The sequence below is a fragment of the Falsiroseomonas sp. genome, assembly GCF_030695085.1.
Lineage (GTDB): Bacteria > Pseudomonadota > Alphaproteobacteria > Acetobacterales > Acetobacteraceae > Falsiroseomonas.
Genome location: NZ_JAUYTS010000148.1, coordinates 1 through 12,103, shown reverse-complemented (window position 1 = coordinate 12,103; position 12,103 = coordinate 1). Strand labels below are relative to the sequence as shown.

General features: G+C 70.2%; 13 protein-coding genes. 7 read left to right on the top strand and 6 right to left on the bottom strand.

Annotated features, from left to right (window positions below):
- Positions 1-57: 57 nt before the first annotated feature.
- From Q8S40_RS16030 to Q8S40_RS16010, 5 genes are all read left to right on the top strand, one after another.
- Positions 58-1,023 carry a DctP family TRAP transporter solute-binding subunit gene (locus tag Q8S40_RS16030; RefSeq protein WP_305671176.1) on the top strand — a complete coding sequence of 322 codons (966 nt, stop codon included), beginning with the start codon at positions 58-60 and terminating at the stop codon, positions 1,021-1,023.
- A gap of 195 nt (positions 1,024-1,218) precedes the next feature.
- Positions 1,219-2,193 (top strand): DctP family TRAP transporter solute-binding subunit, encoded by a 975-nt coding sequence (locus Q8S40_RS16025; RefSeq protein WP_305671175.1) that lies wholly within the window; start codon positions 1,219-1,221, stop codon positions 2,191-2,193.
- A 59-nt stretch (positions 2,194-2,252) separates the two neighbouring features.
- Entirely contained in the window at positions 2,253-2,849 is a 597-nt protein-coding gene (locus Q8S40_RS16020) for a TRAP transporter small permease (protein WP_305671174.1), read from the top strand.
- Complete coding sequence (locus Q8S40_RS16015) at positions 2,846-4,123, top strand: TRAP transporter large permease (RefSeq protein ID WP_304813907.1); 1,278 nt, start codon at positions 2,846-2,848, stop codon at positions 4,121-4,123. Before Q8S40_RS16020 ends, Q8S40_RS16015 begins: the two co-directional genes overlap by 4 nt.
- 25 nt (positions 4,124-4,148) lie before the next feature.
- The gene (locus Q8S40_RS16010) at positions 4,149-4,847 is read left to right on the top strand and encodes a DNA-3-methyladenine glycosylase (RefSeq protein ID WP_305671173.1); all 699 of its coding nucleotides are present in this window, start codon (positions 4,149-4,151) and stop codon (positions 4,845-4,847) included.
- Here Q8S40_RS16010 and Q8S40_RS16005 read toward each other — a convergent pair.
- Entirely contained in the window at positions 4,789-5,982 is a 1,194-nt protein-coding gene (locus Q8S40_RS16005; protein ID WP_305671172.1) for an FAD-binding domain-containing protein, read from the bottom strand. The two genes, Q8S40_RS16010 and Q8S40_RS16005, sit on opposite strands and share 59 nt — an antisense overlap.
- Positions 5,983-6,029: 47 nt before the next feature.
- Between Q8S40_RS16005 and Q8S40_RS16000 the strand changes: the two genes are divergently transcribed.
- Positions 6,030-6,941: a metallophosphoesterase gene (locus Q8S40_RS16000; RefSeq protein ID WP_305671171.1), complete on the top strand. Its 912-nt coding sequence runs from the start codon at positions 6,030-6,032 to the stop codon at positions 6,939-6,941.
- On the opposite strand, the gene Q8S40_RS15995 is transcribed toward Q8S40_RS16000, so the two are convergent.
- The 5 genes from Q8S40_RS15995 to Q8S40_RS15975 all read right to left on the bottom strand — a co-directional run bounded on the left by Q8S40_RS15995 (position 6,920) and on the right by Q8S40_RS15975 (position 11,192).
- Positions 6,920-7,702: an alpha/beta fold hydrolase gene (locus Q8S40_RS15995; protein ID WP_305671170.1), complete on the bottom strand. Its 783-nt coding sequence runs from the start codon at positions 7,700-7,702 to the stop codon at positions 6,920-6,922. The genes Q8S40_RS16000 and Q8S40_RS15995 overlap by 22 nt on opposite strands.
- Complete coding sequence (locus Q8S40_RS15990; protein ID WP_304813914.1) at positions 7,699-8,556, bottom strand: DMT family transporter; 858 nt, start codon at positions 8,554-8,556, stop codon at positions 7,699-7,701. Before Q8S40_RS15990 ends, Q8S40_RS15995 begins: the two co-directional genes overlap by 4 nt.
- A 65-nt stretch (positions 8,557-8,621) precedes the next feature.
- Positions 8,622-9,989 (bottom strand): NAD(P)H-dependent oxidoreductase, encoded by a 1,368-nt coding sequence (locus tag Q8S40_RS15985; protein ID WP_305671169.1) that lies wholly within the window; start codon positions 9,987-9,989, stop codon positions 8,622-8,624.
- Between the two features lie 10 nt (positions 9,990-9,999).
- Positions 10,000-10,197, bottom strand: a complete 198-nt coding sequence (locus Q8S40_RS15980; protein WP_305671168.1) for a hypothetical protein — start codon at positions 10,195-10,197, stop codon at positions 10,000-10,002.
- Positions 10,194-11,192, bottom strand: a complete 999-nt coding sequence (locus Q8S40_RS15975; RefSeq protein ID WP_305671199.1) for an NAD(P)H-quinone oxidoreductase — start codon at positions 11,190-11,192, stop codon at positions 10,194-10,196. The genes Q8S40_RS15980 and Q8S40_RS15975 overlap by 4 nt, the downstream gene beginning before the upstream one ends.
- Before the next feature lie 172 nt (positions 11,193-11,364).
- On the opposite strand from Q8S40_RS15975, the gene Q8S40_RS15970 reads away from it, so the two are divergent.
- A partial coding sequence (locus Q8S40_RS15970) for an ABC transporter substrate-binding protein (RefSeq protein ID WP_305671167.1) occupies positions 11,365-12,103 on the top strand: 739 nt, incomplete at its 3' end.

The following is a 12,103-nucleotide window of genomic DNA, read 5'->3' as shown; positions in this document are numbered from 1 at the left end:
ACCAAGGGGCGCCGCCAAGGGCGCCCCGATCCCTGGGGAGAGACGCCTTTGATCACCATGTCCCGCCGGCTGGCCCTTGCCGCCGCGCTCGCGCTTCCGCTGTCCGCGCCCGCCTTCGCGCAGACCCAGATCACCATCCAGCACCCGCTGCCGCTGAACAGCCATTACGGCGCCGGCGCCACCGCGCTGAAGGAATCCTTCGAGCGGGCCAGCGCCGGCCGCTACAATGTGGTGATCCAGCGCAACGACAATGAGCGCGAGGCGATCGAGAGCGTGCAGATCGGCACCATCGAATGCGTCATCACCTCCACCGGCCCGGTCGGCAATTTCGTGGCGGAGACCCGCAACCTCGACGTGCCCTTCCTGTTCCGTGACACCGCCCATGCCCGCGGCGTGCTGGACAGCGAGATCGGCCAGACCATGCTCGGCCGCTTCTCCGCCCGCGGCCTGACCGGTGTGGTCTGGATGGAGAACGGCTTCCGCCACCTGACCAATTCGCGGCGCGAGGTGAACACGCCCGCCGATGTGCGCGGCCTGAAGGTCCGCACCATGGAGAACCAGGTGCATATGCGCGCCTTCTCGACGCTCGGCGCGCTGCCGACGCCGATGGCCTTCAGCGAGCTGGTTCCCGCCCTGCAGCAAGGCACGGTCGATGGCCAGGAAAACCCGATTCCCGTGATCGTGGCGAACAACCTGAACCAGGTGCAGCGCTTCCTGACGCTGACCGGCCATGTCTATTCGCCGGCCATCCTGATCTGCAACCCGGCGATGCTGGCGCGCATGTCGGCCGCCGACCGCGCCGCCTTCATGGAAGCCGCCAAGGCCGGCGCCGCCGCCAACCGCGCGCGCGTCACCTCGGATGAACAGTCGGGCGTCGAGGAACTGCGCCGCCGTGGCATGACGGTGGTGACGCAGGTGGATGCGGGCGCCTTCCAGACCGCGCTCGCCGCCGCCTTCACGGAGTATGAGCGCACGCTGGACGGCGCGCTGCTGCGCCGCATCCGGGAGTGGCGCGCGAACTGATCCAGGCCAGGCAAGGCGCCTGATGCGGGGCGCGGGCCAGACCCGCGCCCCCCACCCGGCCCAGGGGTGAGCCAGGGGGTTAGGCGGGGGGTTGGGCCGGGAGGGGGCGGGATTGATGCCCACACCGCAATGCATCTATACGCTTTGCGCATGGAGCGCCGATCCAACGGGGCTCATCACAGGGAAAGGCCGTCCATGACAACAACCCGCCGCGTGGCCCTCGCCGCCGCGCTTCTGCTGCCATTCGCCCTTTCGCCGGTCCACGCGCAGACCCAGCTGACCGTGCAGCACGCACTGCCGCTGGACAGCCACACCGGTGCCGGCGCCCACACCTTCAAGACGGCGCTGGAGCGGCTGACCGGCGGGCGCTACAGCGTGACCACGCAGCGCAATGACAATGAGCGCGAAATGGTCGAGAGCGTGCAGATCGGCACCATCGACTGCACCTTCACCTCCACCGGCCCGGTCGGCAATTTCGTGCCGGAGGTCCGGATCTTCGACGTGCCCTTCCTGTTCCGCGATGCGACGCATGCGCGCGGCGTGCTGGATTCCGAGATCGGCCAGCAGGTGCTGAACCGCTTCAACGCGCGCGGCCTGGTCGGCGTGGTCTGGATCGAGAACGGCTTCCGCAACCTGACCAATTCGCGGCGCGAGGTGAACACGCCCGCCGATCTGCGCGGCCTGAAGATCCGCACCATGGAGAACCAGGTGCATATGCGGGCCTTCACCACGCTCGGCGCGCTGCCGACGCCGATGGCCTTCTCCGAGCTCATCCCCGCCCTGCAGCAGGGCACGGTCGATGGCCAGGAGAACCCGATCTCGGTCATCGTGGCGAACAACATCAACCAGGTGCAGCGCTACATGACGATGACGCGCCACGTCTACTCGCCGCAGGTGATGATCTGCAACCCGGCGATGGTTGCGCGCTTCAACCAGGCCGATCGCGCCCTGTTCCAGCAGGCAGCGCGTGAGGCGCAGACCGCCAACCGCAACCGCGTCACCGCGGATGAGGAAGCCGGCGTGGCCGAACTGCGCCGCCGCGGCATGACGGTGATCACGGAAGTGGACACCGCGGCCTTCCAGACGGCGCTGGCCCCGGCCTTCGCGGAATGGGAGCGGACGCTGGATTCCGCCACGCTGCGCCGCATCCGCGAGTGGCGCGCGAACTGAACCCCCCGCCGGCCTGACCGGCGTCCCACCCTGCCCTTCCCGCAGCCGGAAGCAACGCGATGAACATGATGAACGTGGTGCCATTGCAGGTCACGGGGGCGGCAACGCTCGCCGTGGTGCTGCTGGCGCTGTGGGCGGGCTCCGGTGGCGGCATCAGGGGGACGATACGGACGGCGGTATTGCGGCTGGACCGCATCGCAACCGGCATCGCCGCCACGCTCGCCTGCCTGGCGCTGGCCATCGCGGTGGCGGCGGGGCTGTGGCAGGTCTTCGCGCGCTTCGCGACCAACACGCCCTCCATCTGGTCGGAGGCGCTGGTGCGCACCGCGTTGATCTGGATGGCCTATCTCGGCGTTGCGCTGGCGCTGCGCAGCGGTGCGCTGGTCTCCATCGACGTGGCGCAGCGGCTGACCTCGGGCGCGGTGCGGCGTTCGGTGGAAGCGGCGGCGCTGGCCTGCTCGCTCTCGCTCATGGGCGTCATGTTCTGGTTCGGCTGGACCATGGCGCAGCGTGTGCAGTTCCAGGAGATGGCGGGGCTCGAGGTCTCGATGACCTGGGGCTATGCCGCGATTCCCGTCGGCGCGGTCTTCGCCATGATCGGCGCGGTGGCGCATTTCCTCGACCGGCGTGATACCGAGCTGGAGTACGCGGCATGAGCGGTATGATGCTAACGGTCATGCTGGTGCTGTTTGCCATCAGCGTGCCGGTTGCGGTCGCCATCGGACTCGCTGCCGTCATCGGCATCCACGGCTACACCAATTTCCCGCTGATCGTCGCCGCGCAGCAGTTGTTCGTGGCGCTGGACAAGTTTCCGCTCGCCGCGATTCCCTTCTTCATCCTGGCCGGAAACCTGATGGATGTCGGCGGCATCTCCCGCCGCCTGGTCGCCTTTGCGCAGTCCATCGTCGGCGGCATCCAGGGCGGGCTGCCCGCCACCTGTGTCGTCACCTGCATGATCTTCGCCGCCATCAGCGGCAGCTCCGTCGCCACCACCTTCGCGGTCGGCGCCATCATGATTCCGGCGCTGGTGCGCGCGGGCTATCCGGTGGCCTTCGCGGCGGCGCTGCAGGCCACCGCGGCGGAGCTGGGCGTGGTGATCCCGCCCTCGATCCCGATGATCCTGTATGGCGTGACCACGCAGGTCAGCATCCCGGAGCTGTTCATCGCCGGTGTCGTCCCGGGCATCCTGATCGCCGGCGCGCTGGTGGCGACGGTGCTGATATGGTGCCGCCTCAAGGGCTGGGGCAAGCAGGATGGCGAGGGCCGCCTGTCCGTGCTGACCGCGACGCGGCAGGCGGGCTTCGCGCTGTTCATGCCGGTGGTGGTGCTGGGCGGCATCTATGGCGGCATCACCACGCCGACCGAGGCCAGCGTCATCGCCGTGGCCTATGCCATCCTGGTCGGCATGTTCCTGCACCGCGAGATCGGCTGGCGTGACCTGTACCCGATCTTCCGCAAATCCGTGATCAGCAGCGCGGTGATCCTGTTCATCATCGCCTGCGCCGCGGTCTTCTCCTGGCTGCTGAACCGGCAGGGCGTGCCGGATGCGGCGGCGGGCTGGCTGGTCGCCACCTTCGACAGCCCGGCGCTGTACCTGCTCGGCGTGAACCTGTTCCTGTTCGTGATCGGCATGTTCGTGGAGACCAGCGCCAGCATCATCGTGCTGGCCCCGGTGCTGCAGGAAGCCGCGGCCCGGTTCGGCATCGATGGCGTGCATTTCGGCACGATCATGGTGGTGAACCTGGCGATGGGCATGATCACGCCGCCCTTCGGCGTGAACCTGTTCGCCGCCGCACAGGTGGCCGGCACCAGCGTGGACAAGATGATGCGCTACCTGCCGGTGTTCATCGGCGTCATCTTCGCCTGCCTGATGCTGATCACCTACGTGCCCTGGATCGCGCTGGCACTGCCGAACCTGGTGTTCCGATGAGGTGCCGGCGGGAATGCCAGCGGGGATGACGTCAGCAGCCCGCCCCTTCGCCGGTCCCACCGCGCTGCGCCATCTGCGGCGGGACCCGGTGCTGAAGGCGGTGATCCGCCGCATCGGCCCCTGCACGCTGCAACCCGCCACGCGCGAGCCTTACGAAGCCCTGGTCCGCGCCATCACCCACCAGCAGGTGCATGGCCGCGCGGCGGAGGCGATTCTCGGCCGCTTCATCGCGCTGTATCCCGGCCACGACTTCCCCCCGCCGCCGCTGGTGCTGGCCACGACCGTGGAGGCGATGCGTGGCTGCGGCCTGTCCGGCAACAAGGTCGCGGCCATCCGCGACATCGCGGAGAAGGCCGTGGGCGGCCTGGTGCCGACCAGCGCCGTCGCGCGGCGCCTGCCGGATGAGGCGCTGATCGAGCGCCTGGTCGCCATCCGCGGCGTTGGCCGCTGGACAGTGGAGATGTTCCTGATCTTCTCCCTCGGCCGGCGGGACGTGCTGCCGATCGACGATTTCGGCGTGCGGGAGGGTTGGAAGGTGTCCGCGGGGTTGGAGGCGCAGCCGAAGCCGAAGGAACTCGCCGCGATCGGAGAGGCCTGGGCGCCCTACCGCTCCGTCGCCGCCTGGTATCTGTGGCGGGCCGCGGATGCGGACAGGGCGGCGCGGGTCAACCCGAAGGCGGCGAAGGTGCCAGTTCCCGGAGCCATGCCGGGATCCGCTCTCTGAACGCGAAGTAGCCCTTGGTGGCGGCGGGCCAGCACGCCGCATCCCAGTCCCGGCGCACCACATGCAGCGGCAGGCCGAGGCCCACCAGCGCCTCCGCCGTCCAGCCCACCGGGGCCTGCGGCGTGATCACGGGCAGCCCATGCGCTTGCGCCCAGCCGGCCACGGCCTCCGGCGCCAGGGCCACGACGGGCGCCTTGAAGTGGCGCCCCGCGCGCTCCAGCCCATCCGCCAGCACCTGCCAGGCCTGGCGCTCCGCCATCGGCGCGCAGCCGAGCGGGGAGCGTGCGCGCGGCACGGCGAGGCCGGCGATGGCATCGACCTTCAGGCCGGGTGGCAGCAGGCTTTCGGGATGCAGATCATCCTCATGCAGCAGCAGCGCCACCGGCCCTTCGGGCAGCGGCGCCATCGGCCGCAGCGGTTGCAGCGGGATGGGATGCGGCGCCGGCGGCGGCGGCGGATTTTCCTCCAGCCCCACCGGGTTGAAGCGGCCGCCGGTGAAGCGGTGGATGTTCTCGGCCCGCGCGACATAGGTCTTGCCCGCGGTATGCAGCCCCGCCACCCAGCGCCAGGACAGGGTGTTGCTGGCCGCATCGGCATCCAGCAGGTGCCGCAGGAACAGATCCGCGCCCAGCGTCCAGGGCAGCCGCAGGGTGAAGATCCAGATGCTGGCGAACCACATGCGGGCGTGGTTGTGCAGCCAGCCGCTGTCGCGCAGTTCCACGGCCCAGGCATCGAAGGCGTCGATTCCGGTGCTGCCCTCCACCGCGCGGGCATAGGCCGCCTGCAGTTCCGGCTCCGCCTGCAGCCGCGCCAGGTCCTGCGCGAGTTCGCCGCGATAGGCGTCCCATAATCCCGGGCGCAGTTGCAGAAAGCCCTTCCAGTAGCTGCGCCAGAACACCTCCTCGATGAATTTCTGCGCCTGCTCCGGCCCGTGCAGCGCGAGCGCGGTGCCAACCGCCTCGGCCTCCGTCACCAGCCGGTGACGAATCGCGGGCGAGAGGCGGGAGACGTCCTGGCGCTGCCCAGGGCCGAGGTCGCTGTTGCGGCCCCGCGCGTAATGATGCCCCATGCGCGGGCCAAAGGAATCGAGCCGCTGCAAGGCTGTGGCCCGTTCGGCCGGGAAGTTTTCAATCATCCGATCTAGATCGTCCCGCGCGGCGATCGCGCAACCGAGGCTTTCGCATGACCAGCCGCCGCGCCCTGCTGACGACCCTCGGTGGACTGACCCTGGCCGGTGGGGCGAGCGGCCTTTATGGCTTCTGGATCGAGCCGGCCTGGCGGCTGGCGGTTGCCGAATACCGGCTGGACCCGCCGAACTGGCCCGCGCGGCGGCCGCTGACCATCGCCGCGCTGGCCGATATCCATGCCAGCGAGCCGCATATGCCGTTGCGCCGCGTGGCGGAGATAGTCGCCGCCACCAATGCGTTGCGGCCGGATCTGGTGGTGCTGCTCGGCGACTACCGGGGCAACGGCCGCTACGTGAAGCACTCCATCCCGATCGAGGAGACGGCGCAGGTGCTGAAGGGCCTGCGCGCGCCGCATGGCGTCCACGCCATCATGGGCAATCATGACTGGTGGGACGACCCGCAGGTGCAACGGCTGCGGCGCGGCGTGCCGCAGACGGCGCATGTGCTGGCCGGGGCCGGCATCTCCGTGCTGCACAATGCGGCGGTGAAGACCGGCTTCCGCGATCAGGGTTTCTGGGTGGCGGGCAGCGGCAGCCTCTGGGCTTTCAGCCAGGGCCAGGGCCGCTTCCTCGGCACCAACGACCTGGCGCGCACCTTCGGCGCCGTGCAGGACCGGGACCCGGTGATCCTGCTGTGCCACGAGCCGGATATCTTCCCCTCCGTGCCGGCGGATCGGGTGGCGCTGACCCTGTGCGGGCATACCCATGGCGGGCAGGTGCGGCTGGCGGGGTTCTCGCCCTATGTGCCCTCCGCCTTCGGTAATCGCTACGCCTATGGCCATGTGGTGGAGGCGGGAAAGCACCTGGTGGTCTCGGGCGGGCTTGGCACCTCGATCATGCCGGTGCGGGTGGGTGTGCCGCCGGAGATAACGCTGGTGCGGCTGGGCTACGGCGCCGCGCTTGCCTGACCGGCCAGGAAGTCCCGCACCACGGCCAGGAAGGCCGGCGGGTTTTCCGCATGCAGCCAATGCCCGGCGGGGATGCTGGCGTGGCGTGCGGCGGGAAACAGGCGGCGGAACAGCGCCGTGTGTTGCGGCTGAATGTAGTCCGAACGCTCGCCCGCCAGCACCAGGACGGGGCCGTCATACGAACCCGGCAGGTCGGGCCAGCCGGCGATCTCCGGCATGCCGGCGGCGATTTCCTCAAGCCCGATGCGCCAGGCAGGCGGGGCCTGGGCAAAATCCAGATTCTGCAACAGGAATGCGCGCAGCGGCGCCGCGGGCACGGCCGGCACAAGCGCCGCATCGGCCTCCCGCCGCGCCAGGCCGGGCCGCAGATCCAGGCCGCGCATGGCGGCGATGTAGGCGTTGAACAGCGGCGCCGGGTAGTGCACCGGCGCGATATCCGCCACCAGCAGCCGCGTCACCCCCTCCGGCCGGGTCAGCGCCAGCGCCATCGCCACCTTGCCGCCCATGGAATGGCCTATGATGGTGGCGGGCCAGGCCCCCTCCGCCTGCAACGTCTCCGCCACATCGGCCGCCATATCGGCATAGGCCATGCCGTCGGCGTGGGGCGATGCGCCGTGGTTCCGCAGGTCGAGTGCCAGCACCCGGAAGCCGTCCGCCGCCAGCGCCTTCTGCACCGCGCCGAAATTCTGCCCGGCGCCGAGCAGCCCGTGCAGCAGCACGACGGGCGGCCCCTCCCCCAGGCTGGTGACGACGAGCCTCATCCGCGCGCCGCCAGGATCACCGAGCCAAAGATCAACGCCCCGCCGACGATCACATCCCACCCCAGCGGCTCCCCCAGCCAAAGGGTGGAGACCAGCACGCCGAAGGCCGGCACCATCAGGAAGCCGACCGATGCCACCGCGCCGGGCAGCTTGCGCCCGGCCTCGATCACGCACCAGGTGCCGATCGGCGCCGCGAACAGCCCGATATATAGCAGATGGGGCCAGGAACTCAGCCCGACGCCGCCATCCGGCTCCAGCAGCAGGGTCAGCGGCACCAGGACCAGCGCGCCGATGCCGAAGCACCAGGGCAGCAGCTCGAACATCGGTGTCTTCGGCGGCCATTTGCGCGATGCGATGATGGCGATGGTCCAGAGCAGGCCGGCCAGCACCAGCATCAGATGGCCGATCAGCGAATCCATATGCGACCAATCGACCGCCCATGGCCCGATCAGCACGCCAGCGCCTGCCAGCCCCAGGCCGGCCGCGAACCAGCGGGTGGTGGAAACCTTCTCCCCCAGCACCAGCACCGAAAGCGGGATCAGCCAGTAGGTCACGACATTGGACAGCACCGCGGTGCGCCCCGCCGGCACCAGCGCCACCGCCAGATGCGTCAGCGCGAAGAATCCGCCGAGCTGGAACAGGCCGAGGAACAGCACCGCGCGGCGATCCTCCGCCACCGGAAAGCGCAGCCGCCCCATCGCCGCAAGCAGGATGGCCGCCCCGAGCGCTGCCAGCGCGGACCGTCCGAGCCCAAACCATAGCGGTGACGCATCCGCCAGCGCAGCCTTGGTAATGGGCCAGGCACCGCCAAACAGGATGACGGCTGCGAAAAGCAGCCGGAAGGCGGACGCCATGGGCATTGCCTGTAACCTAGCCGCGCCCTCCGCGTCGCGAAAAGCCTAGTTTTGTGCAAATGCGCTTACAATTTGCAATTCATTGTCCAGGGCAGGGCCAGCAGGGACGCTCGCATCTCCCGCGCCGCCTGCCCGGCGCCGCCCGGGGCGCGCGGTTGCAGATCCGCCTCCGTCACCAGCGCGCCGCGCGGCACGGCGCGCGCCAGCGCCACGCCATGGGCCAGGCCGATCGGCACGGCGGCCAATGCGCGGGATCGCGCGGCGGGGATGCATTTGCCCCAGACCATCGCGCCGCCCTCGCCATCCAGCACCTCGCCCGGCTTCAGGTCGCGCTTGGCGATTGCGACGCAATCGGCCGCCCAGGTCTCGGCAACCCCGGTCGGCTCGCGCCGCAGCGCGGCGGAGGCGACGGAGACGCCAAGTTCCAGCCCGATGAAGTGATAGGGGCGCCACAGCGCGGCGTAGCGCCCGCTTCTGTCGGTGGCGACGCCGTATTCGGCGAAGCAGCGGCGGGCATATTCGGTGTCGCCCTCGAACACGACATAGACGCCCCAGCGCAGGTTGTCGGCGATCTCGGCGCCGTCGCGAGTCAGCGACGAGACGACCTCCACCATCCCCTTGCGTGGCAGGATGCCGCCCTCATTGTGCGGCCGCAGCAGGTCGGGCAGTTGGCTGGTGCCGGCGGGCGGGAAGGCCAGGCCATCCTCGGGCGGAGCCAGGCCGGTCGCATTGGCGATCGCCGCCATCTCGATGCCGGATTTCGTACCGTCGAGGAAGGAGTTGAACATCCGCGGATTCATCGCCCCCGCGCGCGCCTGTTCCGCCGTCAGCCCGTAGAAATCCCACACCGTCTCCGGCGTGCTGGCGTGATAGGCGGGCAGGTATTTGGTGCCCTTGCCGGCGGCGACGATGGAAAAGCCGCCGGCGCGGATGGTGTCCACCAGCTCCGCCACCAAAGCCGGCTGGTCGCCATAGGCCATGGAATAGACCACGCCGGCCGCTGCGGCTTCCCGCGCCAGCAGGGGGCCGGCCAGCACATCCGCCTCCACATTCACCATCACCACATGCTTGCCGTGGCGGATGGCGTGGCGTGCGTGAACCAGCCCGGCGGCCGGGTCGCCGGTGGCCTCCACCACCACCTCCACCAGCGGATCGGCGATCAGCGCGAGGCTGTCCTCGGTGAGCCAGGTGGCGCCGGTCCTCGCCGCCGTCGCAGCATCCGGCGCCTGCCCGGCTTCCGGCGCCCAGTGGATGCGGGCCAGCGCGGCGTGGGCGTTGGGAATGGACAGGTCGGCGATGCCCAGCACATGCAGCCCCGGCGTGCGCGGCGCCTGGTGCAGGAACATCGAGCCGAACTTGCCCGCGCCGATCACGGCGACCCGCACCGGGCGGCCCTCCGCCTGGCGCTTGAGCAGCATGCGGTGCAGGTTCATGGCGGTCCCCCTATGGCGAATACCAGGGCCGCGGGCGCGACCCGGGCAGCGGCAGCGCGGTGCCGGGCCGCCGCGCGAGCAGGATGGTGGCCACCAGGGCCAGCAGCACCGCCAGCCCCTGCCCGGCCCGGCGCATGCCGCGATCCCGCAGCCGCAGGGTCAGCGCCAGCAGCAGCAGCGCGGCGGCGAAGGCCAGCCAGGGCGTCACGGCACCGTCAGCATGATCTTGCCGATATGCGCGCTGCTTTCCATCAGCCGGTGCGCCTCGGCCGCATGGATCAGCGGGAAGGTCTTGAAGATGCGCGGTGCCGCCTTCCCTTCGGCCAGCATCGGCCAGACCTTGGCTTCCAGCGCCTGCGCGATCTCCGCCTTCTGCGCCGTGCTGCGCGGCCGCATGGTGCTGCCGGTGACGGTCAGGCGCTTCACCATGATGGGCCGCAGATCCACCTGCTCCGCCACATGGCCGCTCAGGAAGGCGATCATCACCAGGCGGCCATCCAGCTTCAGGCAGCGGATGTTCTTGGTGAAATACGGCGCGCCGACCATGTCGAGCACCACATCGACGCCCTTACCGCCGGTCAGCGCCTTGATGCGCTCCTGGAAATCCTCCGCCTTGTAGTCGATCGCCGCATCGGCGCCGAGTTCGAGGCAGGCCGCCACCTTCTGCGCGCTGCCGGCCGTCGCGTAGACCGTGGCGCCGAAGGCCTTGGCGAGCTGGATGGCGGTGACGCCGATGCCGGACGTGCCGCCATGGATCAGGATGGATTCGCCCGCCGCCAGCCGCCCATGGCCGAAGACATTCGCCCAGACGGTGAAATAGGTCTCCGGCAGCGCCGCGGCGCGCAGCGCGTCGAAGCCGGCCGGCCAGGGCAGGGTCTGTGCCTCGGGGGCGGTGCAGTATTCGGCATAGGCGCCGCCATTGGCCAGCGCACAGACCTTGTCGCCGATCTTCCAGCGGGTGACGGCGGCACCCACGGCCACCACCTCCCCGGCGCATTCCAGGCCGATGACGGGGCTGGCGCCGGGGGGCGGCGGATAGCTGCCGGTGCGCTGCGCCACATCGGGGCGGTTCACGCCGACAGCCTCGGTCCGGATCAGCACCTCATCCGCGGCCGGCGACGGAACCGGGCCGCGCACCGGCACCAGCACCTCCGGCCCACCACCTTTGCCCGAGCCGCCCTGGGTGTGGTCGATCAAGGTCATTTCCGCGGGCAGGTCAGGGGCCGGTTTGGACATGGTGCGCTCCTCTTCTCAGTCGGGGAGGAGGGACCATGCGGTGCCGCGGCACGTCAAGGCGGCACGCCGGGGCGTGGCGGGGTTGTGCGCCAGCGGCAGGGCGTGGAAAACTCCTGCCATCGCCGGGAGGGTTGGAGGGATGCAGGGCTTCGGCCGCCGGAGGCTCGGCGGGCTGGCCGGCGCCATGTTGGGCGCCTTCGCGCCGCCCGGCCATGCGCAGGCACCCGCCACCAATGGCAGCGCGGCCCCGGTGCCACCGGCCGGCCCCCCGCTGCGGCTCGGCGCGCTGTTCCCGCTCAGCGGGCCGTCTGCCTTGTTTGGCGATGAATGCTATCGTGGCCTGGAACTGGCGGTGGAGGAGCGCAACGCCGCCGGCGGGGTGTTCGGCCGCGGCATCGCCCTGGTCCGCGCCGATGCGCCGGATGAAAATGCGGCAGTGGAGGAGGCGCGCCGCCTGGTGCAGGGCCCCGAACGGGTCGCCGCCATCTTCGGCAGCTTCAGCACCACCATCGCGCTGCCCGCATCCCAGGTCGCGGAACTGGCAAACGTGCCCTTCTTCGAACTGTGCGCGCTGGGCGATGCCGTGGTCGGGCGCGGCTTCCAATGGGTGTTCCGCGCCTCCCCCCAGGCCACGGATTTCGCCGCCACGGCGCTGAAGGGCGTGCGTATCCTGGCCAACGCCGTCAACCGGCCGGATACCGCGCTGCGCCTGGCGATCGCGCAGGAGGATGCGCTCGGCGCCCATTCCATCGGCGCGTCGCAGGAAGCGCTGATGCAGGAACGCGGGCTGACCCTGATCGAGCGCGCCAGCTACGCCGCCCGCCCCACCGATCTCACCGGCCTGGTCCAGCGCCTGCGCGGGCTGGATGCGGAGGTGG